Origin of the sequence: Rhodococcus sp. BH5, assembly GCF_027583855.1 — a bacterium.
Lineage (GTDB): Bacteria > Actinomycetota > Actinomycetes > Mycobacteriales > Mycobacteriaceae > Rhodococcus_F > Rhodococcus_F qingshengii.
In genome coordinates, this window is sequence record NZ_JAJHVW010000019.1 from 44,739 (window position 1) to 58,435 (window position 13,697).

The 13,697-nt window shown below is 62.1% G+C and carries 16 protein-coding genes and 1 pseudogene; 10 read left to right on the forward strand and 7 right to left on the reverse strand.

Annotation, left to right across the window (positions count from 1 at the left end; translation table 11 throughout):
* Nucleotides 1-10 precede the first annotated feature (10 nt).
* A complete protein-coding gene (locus RhoBH5_RS29345; protein ID WP_039973486.1) occupies nucleotides 11-232 on the forward strand; it encodes a hypothetical protein in 222 nt (73 codons plus the stop codon).
* Between the two features lie 16 nt (nucleotides 233-248).
* Here the strand turns inward: RhoBH5_RS29345 and RhoBH5_RS29350 are convergent, their stop codons facing one another.
* Both RhoBH5_RS29350 and RhoBH5_RS29355 read right to left on the reverse strand, forming a co-directional pair.
* Nucleotides 249-1,103 (reverse strand): polyphosphate kinase 2 family protein, encoded by an 855-nt coding sequence (locus RhoBH5_RS29350; RefSeq protein ID WP_270009181.1) that lies wholly within the window; start codon nucleotides 1,101-1,103, stop codon nucleotides 249-251.
* A 57-nt stretch (nucleotides 1,104-1,160) separates the two neighbouring features.
* On the reverse strand, nucleotides 1,161-1,895 hold the full coding sequence (locus RhoBH5_RS29355) for a TetR/AcrR family transcriptional regulator (RefSeq protein ID WP_003941527.1): 735 nt from the start codon (nucleotides 1,893-1,895) through the stop codon (nucleotides 1,161-1,163).
* A gap of 170 nt (nucleotides 1,896-2,065) precedes the next feature.
* Between RhoBH5_RS29355 and RhoBH5_RS29360 the strand changes: the two genes are divergently transcribed.
* From RhoBH5_RS29360 to RhoBH5_RS29380, 5 genes are all read left to right on the forward strand, one after another.
* Complete coding sequence (locus RhoBH5_RS29360) at nucleotides 2,066-3,346, forward strand: DUF445 domain-containing protein (protein ID WP_020968906.1); 1,281 nt, start codon at nucleotides 2,066-2,068, stop codon at nucleotides 3,344-3,346.
* 103 nt (nucleotides 3,347-3,449) lie between these two features.
* Entirely contained in the window at nucleotides 3,450-3,956 is a 507-nt protein-coding gene (locus RhoBH5_RS29365) for a helix-turn-helix domain-containing protein (RefSeq protein ID WP_003941483.1), read from the forward strand.
* Nucleotides 3,949-4,776 carry a heparin-binding hemagglutinin gene (locus tag RhoBH5_RS29370; protein WP_003941552.1) on the forward strand — a complete coding sequence of 276 codons (828 nt, stop codon included), beginning with the start codon at nucleotides 3,949-3,951 and terminating at the stop codon, nucleotides 4,774-4,776. The genes RhoBH5_RS29365 and RhoBH5_RS29370 overlap by 8 nt, the downstream gene beginning before the upstream one ends.
* Before the next feature lie 95 nt (nucleotides 4,777-4,871).
* The gene (locus tag RhoBH5_RS29375; RefSeq protein WP_003941505.1) at nucleotides 4,872-5,168 is read left to right on the forward strand and encodes a DUF2516 family protein; all 297 of its coding nucleotides are present in this window, start codon (nucleotides 4,872-4,874) and stop codon (nucleotides 5,166-5,168) included.
* Between the two features lie 168 nt (nucleotides 5,169-5,336).
* Nucleotides 5,337-6,368 (forward strand): alpha/beta fold hydrolase, encoded by a 1,032-nt coding sequence (locus tag RhoBH5_RS29380; protein WP_021333908.1) that lies wholly within the window; start codon nucleotides 5,337-5,339, stop codon nucleotides 6,366-6,368.
* Here RhoBH5_RS29380 and RhoBH5_RS29385 read toward each other — a convergent pair.
* From RhoBH5_RS29385 to RhoBH5_RS29395, 3 genes are read right to left on the reverse strand one after another with little or no spacing between them, the layout of a single operon-like run.
* On the reverse strand, nucleotides 6,365-7,162 hold the full coding sequence (locus RhoBH5_RS29385; protein ID WP_270009182.1) for a carbon-nitrogen hydrolase family protein: 798 nt from the start codon (nucleotides 7,160-7,162) through the stop codon (nucleotides 6,365-6,367). The genes RhoBH5_RS29380 and RhoBH5_RS29385 overlap by 4 nt on opposite strands.
* Nucleotides 7,150-8,514, reverse strand: a complete 1,365-nt coding sequence (locus RhoBH5_RS29390; protein WP_162114625.1) for an MFS transporter — start codon at nucleotides 8,512-8,514, stop codon at nucleotides 7,150-7,152. The genes RhoBH5_RS29385 and RhoBH5_RS29390 overlap by 13 nt, the downstream gene beginning before the upstream one ends.
* Nucleotides 8,511-9,263 carry an HpcH/HpaI aldolase family protein gene (locus RhoBH5_RS29395; protein WP_162114626.1) on the reverse strand — a complete coding sequence of 251 codons (753 nt, stop codon included), beginning with the start codon at nucleotides 9,261-9,263 and terminating at the stop codon, nucleotides 8,511-8,513. The genes RhoBH5_RS29390 and RhoBH5_RS29395 overlap by 4 nt, the downstream gene beginning before the upstream one ends.
* A gap of 173 nt (nucleotides 9,264-9,436) precedes the next feature.
* Between RhoBH5_RS29395 and RhoBH5_RS29400 the strand changes: the two genes are divergently transcribed.
* Nucleotides 9,437-10,114: a GntR family transcriptional regulator gene (locus tag RhoBH5_RS29400; RefSeq protein WP_050793986.1), complete on the forward strand. Its 678-nt coding sequence runs from the start codon at nucleotides 9,437-9,439 to the stop codon at nucleotides 10,112-10,114.
* Here the strand turns inward: RhoBH5_RS29400 and purU are convergent.
* Nucleotides 10,111-10,998 carry a formyltetrahydrofolate deformylase gene (gene purU / locus RhoBH5_RS29405; RefSeq protein WP_003941509.1) on the reverse strand — a complete coding sequence of 296 codons (888 nt, stop codon included), beginning with the start codon at nucleotides 10,996-10,998 and terminating at the stop codon, nucleotides 10,111-10,113. The two genes, RhoBH5_RS29400 and purU, sit on opposite strands and share 4 nt — an antisense overlap.
* Before the next feature lie 64 nt (nucleotides 10,999-11,062).
* On the opposite strand from purU, the gene deoC reads away from it, so the two are divergent.
* Complete coding sequence (gene deoC, locus RhoBH5_RS29410) at nucleotides 11,063-11,728, forward strand: deoxyribose-phosphate aldolase (protein WP_047268935.1); 666 nt, start codon at nucleotides 11,063-11,065, stop codon at nucleotides 11,726-11,728.
* Here deoC and RhoBH5_RS29415 read toward each other — a convergent pair.
* A complete protein-coding gene (locus RhoBH5_RS29415; protein ID WP_007735358.1) occupies nucleotides 11,725-12,495 on the reverse strand; it encodes an LmeA family phospholipid-binding protein in 771 nt (256 codons plus the stop codon). The genes deoC and RhoBH5_RS29415 overlap by 4 nt on opposite strands.
* A 127-nt stretch (nucleotides 12,496-12,622) precedes the next feature.
* Between RhoBH5_RS29415 and RhoBH5_RS29420 the strand changes: the two genes are divergently transcribed.
* Together RhoBH5_RS29420 and RhoBH5_RS29425 are read left to right on the forward strand one after the other, a co-directional pair.
* Entirely contained in the window at nucleotides 12,623-13,201 is a 579-nt protein-coding gene (locus RhoBH5_RS29420) for a type IV toxin-antitoxin system AbiEi family antitoxin domain-containing protein (RefSeq protein ID WP_003941523.1), read from the forward strand.
* Between the two features lie 310 nt (nucleotides 13,202-13,511).
* A pseudogene (locus RhoBH5_RS29425) lies at nucleotides 13,512-13,697 on the forward strand (Ig-like domain-containing protein); the annotation flags it as partial.

Here is a 13,697-nt window from a genome sequence, read left to right on the forward strand (position 1 = left end):
GGAGCGAACGATGAAGCTCAATCTCTTTGCAGCGTGGGCGTCGTATTTCCTGGTGCTGGCCACAGTGGTCTGCCTCGGCAGTTTTCTGGTGGCGGCAGGTTCAGGCCAGGGTGGTTGGGCATTGATCGCCGGCCTCGCCGGCGTCGCGTGCATCGGCCTCGCGGTAGCCCTGTACGCCAGTACTGTGCGTCACGACCACAAAGTGCACCGCGAATCCCCACACCTGTTCTGATCAGGCCTGCTTCTGATCAAGACTGTGCGAGTCGTGCCTTCTCCACCTCGATGTCGAAGTCGGCAGGGGGCCAGTCGAGCTCGAGCTTTTCCAGAGCGTCGATCAGTAGCTCGGTTACCGCAATGCGGCTGTACCACTTCCGATCACACGGCACGACGTACCACGACGCGTGCTCGGTCGACGTCTTGTCGAGCATTGCCTGATACGCCTGTTGATATGCAGGCCACAAACCGCGTTCGGTCACGTCGCCGGGGTTGTACTTCCAATACTTGTCCGGGCGGTCGAGACGTTCTTCGAGTCGCTTCTTCTGCTCGTCGAGCGAGACGAACATCGCGACTTTCACGATGGTGGTTCCGGCGTCGACGAGTTCCTTTTCGAACTGGTTGATCTCGTCGTAGCGCTTGCTCCAGACATCCTCCGGGACAAGATCGTGGACGCGCACTACCAGGACGTCCTCGTAGTGGGAGCGATCGAACACACCGAGATAGCCGCCGCGGGGGAGTTCCTTCTTGATCCGCCAAAGGTAGTGATGTTGCTTTTCCTCTTCGGTCGGGACGCCGAAGGCCGCGTGCTGAACTCCCGAAGGATCCACGTGACCGATCACGTGTCGGACCATGCCGCCCTTGCCTGCGGTGTCCATTCCTTGCAGAACCAGCAGGACTGAACGACTGTCCCCGGACCGGCCGTTGGCGTACAGCAACTCCTGCAGGTCGGACAGAACCGCGCCGCGCTCCTCGAGCAGACGTTCGCCGTCAGCTTTGTTTCCGGTGAATCCCGGAGTGCTGTTGCGATCGAGTTGATCGAGTTCGAACCCGGGCTCCGCCCGCAGGGTCTTGGCGGCCGGTGTTTCCCACAGCGAGTCTTGTGCCATGCCGAAAGAGTGCCACAGGATCGCGCCCGGTGGCCCGAAAGTTCGGTCTCGGGCGAGTCAGTCCTCGGCAGGCTTGACGAGGGGATGCGGAACCGACTTGAACTTGGCCGGTGATCCGTTGACCGCAGCTATGCCGGTGATGCCGCCCCACGTCATCATCGTGAGGTAGTCGATCAGCGATTCCGCGGACATCGACTTGTTGGAGATCCACCAGTGCGTCGCGAGCTGAATTCCGCCCACGATCCCGAACGCCCACGGCAGCGAACCGCCGGAATCCATCTCCATCTCGCGAAGACGATTGCCCAACACCGTGGAGAGCAATTCGGCGATCATGCGCTCGGAATCGGCAACGACGTCGCGGTTGGCGCCGGCGCCGTTGGCCATGACGTAGAGGTAGATGTCGGGGTCGGATGCCACCGTCTCGACGTATGCGGTGATGCTCGCCTGGGTGAGTTCGAAATCGTCGAGATCGCCACTGATCGCTTCGTAGATACGCGGCGACAGGATGGTCTCGACGTACCGCATCATCGTGGCGGTGGTGAGGTCGCTCTTGTCGGCGAAGTATCGGTAGAGCACGGTCTTGGAGACACCGATCTCGGACGCGATCTCGTCCATGCCGATCTCACGGCCGCGCGCGCGGATGGCGGCGATGGTGCCGTCGACGAGTTCCTCGCGGCGAGCGATCTTGTGCTCACGCCAACGACGCTTCCGACCGTCGGATTTCTCGGGCTTCGCATCAGCAACGACTGGGCCGTCTACCTGCTCGTTGTCCTGCACGGCATTCTTGGCCACGAGTCATCTCATATCTGTGGTGCGAGCCACGTCCGATCGGTCTACTTTCCGGTCCAGCTTAATGTCCGCGCCTTTATCTCGGGCACTCACATCCGCAGTTCGGGGGATTAGGTCCTGCAGAATCGGACTTCGTGTCGCTCGCGCTACGCCGCGTCACACCTTTCGGCACAATGGCGAGGGTGCAGCAACTGAGCCTCTCCGCCTTCGACGACGCCGCCAAGCGTCGGGACCTTCGCAAGATGAAGGTCTTCGCTACTGGCCTTCTGGGCTTCGCGACGGTGGTCTACATCTTCTGCCGGTGGCAGGAATCCCGCGGCGCCGGAGAGTGGGTCGGGTACGTCCGGGCCGCGTCCGAGGCAGGCATGGTCGGCGCGCTTGCCGACTGGTTTGCCGTCACCGCGCTCTTCCGTCATCCGATGGGCCTTCCCATCCCGCACACTGCCATCATCAAGCGTAAGAAAGACCAGCTCGGAGCCAGCCTGAGCTCATTCGTCGGTCAAAACTTCCTGGCTCCCGAGGTTGTGTCGGCCAAGGTGCAGCAGGCGCAGATTCCGCTGCGGCTCGGCACGTGGATGGCCGAACCTGCCAACGCCGCTCGCGTCGCCGCCGAGACGTCGACGGTCTTGCGCGGCATGGTCGAGGTTCTTCGCGACGAGGACATCGCCCAGATCATCGACAACACGATCGTGAAGCGTCTGGCCGAGCCCATGTGGGGACCGCCGATCGGCCGAGTGCTCGGTGAACTTCTCAAGGACAACAAGCAACTGCCGATCATCGAATTGCTTGCCGAGCGGGCACATCAGTGGGCTCTCGGCAGCCAGGAGACGATCGATCGTGTGATCGTTCGCGATTCGCCCGCGTGGTCGCCGAAGTTCGTCGACGCCATGCTGGGGGAGAAGATATACAAGGAACTCGTCGAGTTCACCTGGAAGGTCCGTTCCAACCCCGAACACGAGGTACGCCTCGCCGCCAACCGCTTCCTGATCGACTTCGCCGATGATCTGCAGAACGACCCGGAGACCATCAAGAAGGCCGAGGGGATCAAGGCCGAGATCATGGGTCGCGAGGAAGTGACGGGTCTGGCGTCGTCGACATGGCAGGTTGCCAAGCGGCTCATCATGGAGTCCGTCGACGATCCGAACAGCACCCTGCGGACCAAGGTCGCCGAGAACGTCGCCGGCTTCGGAGTCAGGCTGCGTGACGACGAGTCCATGCGTGAGAAGGTCGACGGCTGGCTGGTGCAGGGCACCAAGTACATCGCGGAGAACTACACCGACGAGATCACTGGAGTCATCAGTGACACCGTCGAGCGGTGGGACGCCGACGAAGCGAGCCAGAAGATCGAGTTGCAGGTCGGTCGAGATCTTCAGTTCATCCGTATCAACGGCACCGTTGTGGGCTCGATCGCCGGACTGCTGATCTACACGATTTCGACGCTCATCTTCGGCTGAGCTGTCCAGTATGTGACGTCCACCACGAGTGCTAGCAGTAGTGCTTGCAATAGTTAGCACCCTCTCCTATCCTGGGAAATGTCCACTGGAAAGGGAGGACGCAATGCCAGCGAAGTCGACGAACTCCGATGACGGAGATCGTGAATCATCCGGTGCCGCAGCCGGAGCAAGCGACTTGGCAGCTCGCGTCGTCAGCTCTGCGGCACACGACATCGGGGGGTTCATTCGTGCACAGCGGGAAGCCGCCCAAGTTTCGATGCGCCAACTCGCTCAACTCGCCGGCGTCAGCAATCCGTATCTGAGTCAGATCGAACGCGGATTGCGCAAACCGTCGGCGGACGTACTGGCGCAAATCGCCAAGGGCCTTCGAGTCTCATCAGAAGTGCTGTACGTCCAAGCGGGATATCTCGAGCAACGCCCGCACAGTCCCATCAGGGACGCGGTGTTGGCCGAGACGGCCATCAACGAACGGCAGAAGCAAGTACTGCTCGAAATCTACGACTCGTTCTGTCGCGAGAACGAGTCGTCAAGACCAGCCGCAGCGCCCGATTTCGCTGAATCGGCCGCAATTCCAGACACCGAGACTTCACTAGGAGAACAAGATGACTGACAAGAACGCCATCGACAGCGTCAAGACCTCGCTCTACGCCGCCGTCGGCGCAGGCGACCTGGTTGTCCAGGCCGTGGCCGATGTAGTTGCTCAGGTTCGTGAGCGCGCCGAGAACACCCAGGGCGATGTCAACGGCCGTGTCGACGGTGCTCGCGAGAAGCTCGCTTCCGTCCAGGGTGACGTTGCCGAGAGCGTCGATGCGCTGCGCGAGCGTCTCGCCGGCCTGCCGTCCGAGCTGCCCGAAGAGCTTGCCGAGCTGCGCGAGAAGTTCTCACCCGAGGAACTCCGCAAGGTCGCCGAGGCATACCTCAAGGTTGCCGGAGATCTGTACAACTCCCTCGCAGAACGTGGCGAAGACGCAGTCGAGCGCATCCGCAAGCAGCCCGCAGTCGAAGAAGGCATCGCTGCTGCAGAGTCGGCACTCGGCGACGCCGTCGAGCTGACCGAAGACGCACTCGGAACCGTTGCTCGTCAGACGCGCGCCGTGGGCGAGCAGGCTGCCAAGCTGGCCGGCCGCGCTGCCGGACGCATCTCCGACACCGCAGAAGAGGTCGGCGAGAAGATCTCTGACGCCGGTGAGAAGATCGCCGACGCAGGCGACGAGGCTGCACTGAAGGTCCTCGACCTCGGTGACCAGGCTGACGAGGCTTCCAAGGAAGCTGCCGCTCGCGTGACCGCTGCTGCTTCCGACGTCCAGGAGCGCGCGACCACCGCCGCGAAGAAGGCCGCTCCGGCCAAGGCTGCACCCGCCAAGGCTGCTCCGGCCAAGGCCACCGCACCGGCTCCGGCCAAGAAGGCTGCTCCGGCCAAGAAGGCCTGATTTGCCCAGCTCCACCTGACGAAGGCTCCCGCGCTCAGCCGAGTGTGGGAGCCTTCGTGTTCGTCGGGAACCGGATGAGAACTTAGGATGTAGTTGTGACTCAAGTCGATGGGCTAGTCGGTCTGATCTTTCTCGCACTCAAAGTGCTCGCATTGGTGGGTGCTGTCTACGCGATCGTTCATGCCGTCAGGCAGCGTCCTGACGCTTTCACCGCGGTCAACAAATTGACCAAGCCGATCTGGCTGGGAATTCTGATCGTCGCGGCGTTGATCCTCTTGGCGACGTCCCCTGTCGGGCTCCTGGGCATCATCGCGGTCGTTGCAGTGTGCGTGTATCTCGTCGACGTTCGCCCGCGGGTGGACGACATTCAGCACGGCGGTTCTCGCTGGTAGTTTGCCGCACTCCCGCTCATTCCGAGCCGTGGTTCCCGGCTCATGGTGTGCTGCCCCACTCTTCTCTCCAACGCTGACAACGGGCGTTGTTCGAGTGATAGTGTCGGTTAACGGCAGTCACACATAGATTGCATCCGTCTGTCGTCAGCAGCAGTCAGGGGTAAATGCATGTCCAGTCGTTCGCGCACCACAGAGCTTCGAGTACTGGCAGGCGCCGTCGGAGTGGGAGCACTCGTCGCGGCCGTCGCTGGGATCCGTCATCGGCGATCCACGCGTGGGTTGACTCTTTCGAGCGACGTCGAGCCCAATGCACTCCTGAAGACTCCGACTCTCAAAGCTGACATCAGCGAACTGACCACCGACGACGGTGCGATCATCAATGTCCGGGCTTACGGTCCCGTCGACGGCGATCCGATCGTTCTCAGTCACGGCTGGACGTGCTCTACCGAATTCTGGTACCCGCAGGTCAATGCGCTTGCCGGCGAATATCGCGTCATCACCTACGATCAGCGCGGTCACGGCCGCAGCACCGTCGGCAATCTTCCGCTCGGCCCGGACGTCCTTGCCGACGATCTCTCTGCAGTGCTGGCGGCCACGGTTCGCGAGGACAAGAAGGCCGTCATCGTCGGTCACAGCATGGGCGGGATGAGCATCATCGCCTGGGCAGGTCGTCACCCCGACGAGGTCAAGAAGTACGCGTCGGCGGTCATGCTCGCGAGCACCGCGAGCGAAAGGTTGATCGCCGAGACCACGGTCATCCCACTGCCTAATCGTTTCCCTCGCGTGCCGGTCCCCGTGGGCCGCGCCATCCTCAGTTCGCCCGTTCCGTTCGTCTCCTCGGGCGCCATGACGAAGGCGATCCAGTACGTCTCGATGTCACCGAACGCGACCAAGGCCGAGATTCAGTTCTGCGAGAACATCGTTCGTGAGTGCAAGCCCCGCATCCGTGGAGGTTGGGGAGCAGCGCTGAGCACCCTCGACATTCACGAGGGACTCGACAATCTCGAAGTGCCGACCACCGTGCTCGTCGGTTCGCTCGATCGGCTCACTCCGCCGGTCCATGCGCGCAAGCTTGCGCAAGTCCTCGACGACGCCGGCAACCTCGAACGGTTGATCGTGTTGCCGGGCGTCGGTCACATGTCGTCGATCGAGAACATCGACGAGTTCGACAAGGAAATCGTGCGACTGCGCAATCTCTAGCGCGCGGTGACTCCGAATCTGCGTAGTTCGAGAGCCGGATTCTTCATCCGAACCTCCGCGATTCGTTCGAGGGAGACGGTTGCAGTCGCCATACCCACGCGTTCTCCCAGAGATGCGACGATGACGCCCATCGGATCCACAATCATGCTCGCGCCTGATCCCGCCGGTGCGCATTGGTCGGCCGCCGCGACGTAGATCGTGTTCTCGATCGCGCGGGCGCGGACGAGAGTTGTCCAGTGATCTTCCTTCAACGGGCCGGGCACCCACTCTGCCGGGAGGAGGAGAACGTCGGCGCCTACATCGACGATCCGTCGTGTCGTTTCCGGGAAGCGAAGGTCGTAGCAAGTCTGAAGACCGAACCGGACGTCTTCCACGACAAAGGTTTCGGGGTCGTAAATCTCACCGGCACGGACGACGTCCGATTCCTTGTAACCGAAAGCGTCGTACAGGTGCAGTTTTCGGTAGATCGCAACGACACCGAGTTTCGGGGCCAGGGCGACCAAGGTGTTCGAGATCTTGTCGGAGCCCGTAACTGCCTCGTTGATCCCGGCGACTATGTGAATACCGAGAGTTGTTGCGAGGTCTGCCAGCGCTGAGACGAATTCGCCGTCGAGCGACTCGGCGGTCAAGACGAAACGTGAGTCCATGCTCGGAGCCGTGAACATCGCGTACTCGGGAGCGACCACGATGCGAGCACCGGATTCCGCCGCTTCGCTTGCCAGTTTCGTGAGTTGCTCGAGATTCGACTGCTTGTCGAGTCCTGGGGCGTACTGTGCGATTGCTACGTCGACCATGTGGTTGTGCCTTTCTGGGCTTGGGGCGCCGGCATTCTCTCGATCTTGCCGAGCACCACGGTGTAACAGAAGATTCCACCGATGAGTACCGCACCGGTCGCGATGAACGCGCCGGCGAACGAACCGGTGGCGTCGACCACCATGCCGGTCACGATGGGCGCCGCGATTCCGAGCAGATTCGCCACGAAATTGACGATGCCGCCGAGCGACCCGGTGTATCCCTCCGGCGCGATAAGCGCCACGATGGACGAACCTGCGGGGACCGACACTGCCAGTCCTGCGGCTCCGATCGAGAGGAAGATCAGGGCGACTGCGATCGATCCCGCGTATGCCGCTCCCGTGACAGCAAGTGATGCCAGGAGGCTGACCACGAGGACCGTACGGCGGACCTTGGTGACGTCACCCGTTTTGGCCAACCACCTGTCCATCAGGATGCCGGCGATGAGGAACTGTGCGATCACGGCGACGAGCCACGGGATCATCGTGTAGATGCCGCCCTTGAGGAGGTTGACCCCGAAACTCTTCTCCAAGTAGGCGGGGAGCCAGGTCAAGAGCACGTAGTAGGCGTACGTATAGGACGCGTACCCGAGGGCGAGTCCCCAAGTCTTGCGTCGCCGCAGGAGGTAGCCCAAACCATTGAGCGAACCGCTGGTTTCTGCGTCCTCGTCTTCGGCGCCGCCCTCGCGGATGTAGTCGAACTCCGCTTGGCTCAGCCGACCTTTCGCCAGTGCCTCTTTGGGCGTCAGATACAGCAGCCACCAAATCGCGAGGTAGGCCACGGAGAGGATGCCGGTGAAGATGAAGGCCGCGTGCCAGCTGAACGTCGTGACCAAGAACGCCATGATCGGGATGCCGATCACGTTCGAGATCTTGGCGCACCCGTCGAAGATGGAAGTCGCGGTCCCGCGCTCCTGCTTCGGGAACCATTGGCCGATTGCTTTCCAGCCGGCTGGGACAGTAGGCGCTTCGCCGACACCGAGGACGAGTCGGGCGACCAGGAGCATTCCCAGTCCACCTGCCGCAGCGGAGGCGAACGACGCCACGGCCCAGAGAAACGCGGCAGCTCGATTGACCCACCGCACGCCGATGCGGTCGATGAACGAACCGATCGGCATCTGGAGCATGGCGTACGTCCACAGGAACGCGGACGAGACCATTCCCATCTGCGAAGCGCTGATGTCGAAGTCGCGCATGATCTCCGGTGCGGCGATGGAGAGGTTCACGCGGTCGATGTAGTTGACGAACATGCCGACACCGAGTACTCCGGCGATACCCCAACGAGCACGGCCGATCTTCTGCGGGACGGCCGTCTCCGTCGGTGACGAGCCGGGCTCCGAGGTTTGTGTTGTCATCGAGACTCCCGAATCCGAGTGATCTGATCAAGCGGTCCGGCGAAGCCGGCGGCGAGGGCACCGTGCTGCATAATCAACGCCATCTGATCAGCGCCGTGTCGGACGGCGAATTCCTTCTCTTCCACACTCCACGCCGGCAGCACCCATGGCTTGCCTGCTTCGGCTGCCGCTGCGGCAACGATAGCGAGGTCGGCGAAATCGCCGTCGGTGCGTGTGTACGCACCGCGTTCTCGGCGCAGCGATAGATCAGACGGGCCCACGAACACGCCGTCGACGGTCTCCAGTGCCAGAATGTCCGCGATGTTCTCGATTGCTCCCGCGTCTTCGATCATCGGGTAGCAGCGAGTGGACGTGTCCTGGCGACGGACCCAGTCGTCGGTGAAGCCGCCGTAGTTGGTCGTGCGTCCGCCCGCGAAACTGCGATCACCGAGCGGTGGGAACTTGGCGAACGCAGTGACTTCCTTTGCATGAGAAGCATTTTCGATGTGTGGAATGACAACGGCAGTAGCGCCGAAGTCCAGAGCCTGCTGAATGGGTCCGCGCTCGGGTCCGAGGACTTTCGCGAGAACCTCCATTTCCAGGGCGCGAAGGAAGGGGATGAATCGCTCGAGGTCGGCAAGGTCGAACGACCCGTGTTCGATGTCGAGGATCACCGCGCCGTAGCCGAGTCCGCGCGCGATTTCTGCTGCGGCAAAGCTCGGATCGGACAGCCAGATCGCGTGACGGCGGTCGGCGGGAGTGCTGAACATGCTGGTGGGCTCCTTGGCAGTTGGGATTCTACGACTGATCGGATCGTGTGACGGCCCGCACAACTGTCGTATACGTCATGTATACACAGTGAATACTTGGTGTGTCCAGAGTCGGTATGATGAATTTGTTACAAGTTCGTCAACCCGGCGGACGCCAGTGCGAAGGGATTGTGATGTCGACACCGGCAACTGCCGACCCGTCAGCCGCCCAGGGGCCGGCACGCGACCGTGTCTACGTCTGGTTGCGGGACGAGATCATTCGTGGATCGATCGAGGGCGGCCGATTCCTGGACGAGCTGTGGGTCTCCGGAACCATGGGAGTGTCCCGAACACCGGTCAGAGAGGCATTCCATCGGCTCGCCGCCGAAAAGTTCATCACCCTCCTGCCGCGCAAGGGTGCGCAGGTACGAACGGTGACGGCCCGAGAGCTCGAAGAGGTCTACCAGAGCCGGCAACTGATCGAGGGTCACGCGGTGACTGTGCTGTGCGCCCGAGGCTTCGGCGCACCGACGTCGATGATCGAGCTGATCGAACCGATGGAAGCAGCAGGGCGCGAGCGTGATTGGTTCGAGGTTTCCGGTCTCGACCGGCAGTTCCATCTTGCGATGGTCAGAGCTGCTCAGAACTCGGTACTGACCGAACTCTACGAGTCGCTGCGGTCACGGCAGCAGAGAGTTGCGGTGCGCGCACTCAACGTGGGACCGCACCGCCTCGACACGATCAATGCCCAGCACCGCGCCTTGGTTGCGGCGCTGGACGAATCCGATGCAGACAAGGCTCTCGAAATTCTGGCCGCACATCTCCGGCCGGTACCGGAGGTCCTTGCCCTCTTGCCTGCTGATCAGCCTTAGCTGAAGACGACCGTCTTGCGCCCGTGGACCAGCACACGATCCTCGAGGTGCCAGCGCAGTCCGCGGGAGAGTACGAGCTTTTCGATGTCTCGACCCTGACGGACCATGTCGGCGACATCGTCGGCGTGGTCCACACGGATCACGTCCTGCTCGATGATCGGACCGGCATCGAGTTCGGCGGTCACGTAGTGGCAGGTGGCGCCGATCAACTTCACGCCGCGGGCGAACGCCTGGTGATAGGGGCGGGCACCGATGAACGACGGCAAGAAGCTGTGGTGGATGTTGATCGCGCGCCCGGCCCAGTGCTCGCACAGTGATTCGGGCAGCACCTGCATGAATCGGGCAAGAACCACGGCGTCGGGATTGTGAGCGTCGACCAGGGCGCGAACCTTCTCGAAGGACGGTCCCCGTTCTGCCGGGTCCTTGGCGAACGGAACATGGTGGAAGTCGATCCCGTGGCGCTCGGTGACACTGCGCAGATCTTCGTGGTTTCCGATGACGGCGCTGATTTCTGCGGGGAGTTCCCCGCCCGCGGCGCGGCCAAGGAGGTCATGCAAGCAGTGACCTTCCTTGCTCACGAGCAACACGATCTTCTTGGGTGCGCCGGAGTCGTGAAGAGTCCACTCGGTTTCCGGACCGATCTCGGCCGCAACAGCTTTGAACCGTTCACGAAGCTCGTCGATGCTCATGCTCACCGACGATGCACGGACCGCCTGACGCGTGAAGAACCATCCGGTGTCGGCATCGGCGTGGTATGCAGCCTCCACGATCCATCCACCGACGTCGGTGAGAAAGGTCGAGATGCGTGCGACGATGCCCGTGGTGTCGGGGCAGCCGAGGGACAGAACATAGCGACGATCATCGATCGATGGTGCAGCGGTCATGCGGCCTAGTCTCTCAGGTGCGGCTGCAGCGACGGTCGTGTGGTGGTGTGCCAAGCTTTCCAACATGTCTGAAGCTGCACTCACTCGTTCCCAGGTTGCCGCGATGGTGGACCACACTCTCCTCAAACCCGAAGCCACCGCGGCCGATGTGACCGCCCTGATCGACGAAGCACGCAGCCTCGGTGTGCTGGCTGTCTGTGTCTCGCCGTCGATGTTGCCGATTCGCGCCGAGGGACTTGTGACGGCGGCCGTCGTCGGATTCCCGTCGGGGAAGCATCATTCGCTGGTCAAGGGTGCTGAAGCGCGACTGGCCGTCGATCAAGGCGCAGCCGAGATCGACATGGTCATCGACGTAGGAGCGGCGGTCGCCGGCGACTACAGCGCGGTGTTGGCCGATATCCTCACCGTCCGCGAGGCGATGGGGGAGAGTGCGATCCTCAAAGTGATCCTCGAAACCGCAGCGCTGTCCGACGAGGCCATCGTCGAATGTTGCCGCGCAGCTGTGCGTGCCGGGGCGAACTTCGTCAAGACCTCCACCGGCTTCCACCCCGCGGGTGGAGCGACGGTCGAGGCCGTCGCACTGATGGCGCAGACGGTCGGCCCGGGCGTGGGAGTCAAGGCCAGTGGCGGAATACGTACGACGCAGGCAGCGCTCGACATGATCGCGGCCGGCGCCACCCGCCTCGGACTATCCGGAAGTCGAGCAGTATTGGACGGTCTGGCCGACTAGGTCAGCAGGCCGCAGCTGTCCGGAACCGCCGAGGTGTTCTGGTTGTTCGCGTCGGCGACGGGCATGGCGTAAGCGCCGCCCTCCAACGAGATCTGGATAGCGTCGTCGGTGACGGTCAGCTTCGTGGGCTTCATGTCCAGCGGGTAGGTCTGCAGGCTGTCGGTGAGTGTCTGGACGATGCCGTCGACCAGATCGGTCGGCAGACCCAATCCGAGAATCTCGGCGCCGACGGTCTGGACGTCGACCACACCGTTGGTGACGGTGGGCTTGACCGTGAGCTTCGCGAGCCCGACCGGACCGACGTCGAACGCGAGTGTTCCGGCGCTCGAGTCGGCGGTGACGCCGGAGACGAGCCCGCCGAAGGTCTGTTCCTGCAAGGTGGCGAGAATGCCTGCGGTAGACCAGGTGACGTCGGCGCTGGAGCTGCCGATGGTGCCGCTGTTGCCCGCCGAGGGCTGCAAGTTGATGTCGTTCACCTTCGCGTGAACCTGCATTCCCGTTGCGGGGCCGAACGAAGAGTCGTCACTGTCGATGCTGATGTACGGCACCTTCTTGTCGACTGCCTGCAGGAGTACGGGCTTCCAGCTCAACCCGACGTCGACCTGGGATCCCAGTTCGCTCTGGAACTGATCGGCCATGCAGGTCTTCACCTGGTTGCGTACGTACAGTTCTCCACCGACGAGCGCCGCGACGAGTACGGCGATCACCACGAGAAGGATGATGAGCACTCGGTTGCGCGGACGAGGGTTGTTCGCTGCGACAGTCATTCGCCAGATTCTTCCCGACGAGTCTGAACGAACTCTGTGAATACGCACTTCCTCATTCCTGTGATGCGCGACACACTCGCCCGTAGTCTGTTCGAAACGGCGTTTTCGACGGTCGCCGGAGGTGGTCATGGCTTCGGACTACGAATCACTCGAGTTGCTGGCGCTGCGACAGTGCGGATTTGTCACGGCTCTCCAGGCATCCGAACTGGGTTTCGGTCTGGCGTTGATGGAAGAAATGACGGAATCCGGAACATGGACATGTGAGTGCCGCGGGCTTTTTCGCCTCGAACGCGTCAGACATACCGCCTTGGACGAGTTCGCGAAGTGGTGCACGTGGTTCGCCGGTAGCGCCACCGTCTCGCACTACAGTGCCGCAGATCTGCATGGCCTCGGGCACCTGCAACCTCGCTTCATTCACCTCTCCGTTGCGCACCCTCTCGCGGCGCCGACCCGCCAGGTAGCGCTGCACCGACTGCCGCTCGCGGACGACGAGTGTGAACAGATCGGGCCCATCCGCATCACCACGCCTTTGCGTACCGTGCACGACCTCGCTTCCGGTGGAATTTCTCAAGTCCTGCTCAACGAAGTAGTCGCCGATGCGGTCGCGATAGGCCGACTGGACGCGCACGAGCTGTATCTCTCGTGTGAGAACGCGAGCGTCGACGTTGCTGTTCGGGTCGAGTTGGCTCTGGCCGCAAGCCTGTAGCCGAGAGAGATCTTCGAGGCTCCTGCGACCTTCTGGCATCACGCCCGAAATCGAATATGACGCCGATATCAGAGATTTGTAAATCGCTATTTTCGGGCGACTGTTTTGTCTTTAGCGCAGGTAAGAACGCATCCAGATGTGCGGTGCGGGACGTTCAGCCCACTGTTACTGCAGTTCGGCGATGTCGCCGATGAACTAAATCTGCGAAAAGCGTAGTTACTTTACAGTCAATGGGATAACGTCACGGCATCGAAAGCAGACGGACGCTTGTCCTGGACGCCTGTCTGCCCCGTTGTCGAGAGGGATCTGGATGTCCGTGAGTGGTGTTCGTCGTGTTGTCGGTGGGTTGAGTGTTTTTGCTGTTTCTGCGGGCTTCGCGGTGGTTGCGGGTGTCGGGGTTGCTGGTGCGGCTCCGGTGACGGCGGAGTTCAATTCCGACGGGTACAAGGTGACTCGGACGATCAGTAACGGGACGCCGTCCGAGGGTGATGTGATC

Bases quoted from the DNA above. Each gene is read 5' to 3' on its own strand.
- RhoBH5_RS29350 (WP_270009181.1), bottom strand. From the start codon at position 1,103: ATGGCACAAGACTCGCTGTGGGAAACACCGGCCGCCAAGACCCTGCGG.
- RhoBH5_RS29415 (WP_007735358.1), bottom strand. From the start codon at position 12,495: ATGACTGTCGCAGCGAACAACCCTCGTCCGCGCAACCGAGTGCTCATC.
- RhoBH5_RS29385 (WP_270009182.1), bottom strand. From the start codon at position 7,162: ATGGTCGACGTAGCAATCGCACAGTACGCCCCAGGACTCGACAAGCAG.
- RhoBH5_RS29345 (WP_039973486.1), top strand. From the start codon at position 11: ATGAAGCTCAATCTCTTTGCAGCGTGGGCGTCGTATTTCCTGGTGCTG.
- RhoBH5_RS29420 (WP_003941523.1), top strand. From the start codon at position 12,623: ATGGCTTCGGACTACGAATCACTCGAGTTGCTGGCGCTGCGACAGTGC.
- RhoBH5_RS29370 (WP_003941552.1), top strand. From the start codon at position 3,949: ATGACTGACAAGAACGCCATCGACAGCGTCAAGACCTCGCTCTACGCC.
- RhoBH5_RS29390 (WP_162114625.1), bottom strand. From the start codon at position 8,514: ATGACAACACAAACCTCGGAGCCCGGCTCGTCACCGACGGAGACGGCC.
- purU (WP_003941509.1), bottom strand. From the start codon at position 10,998: ATGACCGCTGCACCATCGATCGATGATCGTCGCTATGTTCTGTCCCTC.
- RhoBH5_RS29400 (WP_050793986.1), top strand. From the start codon at position 9,437: ATGTCGACACCGGCAACTGCCGACCCGTCAGCCGCCCAGGGGCCGGCA.
- RhoBH5_RS29380 (WP_021333908.1), top strand. From the start codon at position 5,337: ATGTCCAGTCGTTCGCGCACCACAGAGCTTCGAGTACTGGCAGGCGCC.
- RhoBH5_RS29365 (WP_003941483.1), top strand. From the start codon at position 3,450: ATGCCAGCGAAGTCGACGAACTCCGATGACGGAGATCGTGAATCATCC.
- RhoBH5_RS29395 (WP_162114626.1), bottom strand. From the start codon at position 9,263: ATGTTCAGCACTCCCGCCGACCGCCGTCACGCGATCTGGCTGTCCGAT.
- deoC (WP_047268935.1), top strand. From the start codon at position 11,063: ATGTCTGAAGCTGCACTCACTCGTTCCCAGGTTGCCGCGATGGTGGAC.
- RhoBH5_RS29360 (WP_020968906.1), top strand. From the start codon at position 2,066: ATGGCGAGGGTGCAGCAACTGAGCCTCTCCGCCTTCGACGACGCCGCC.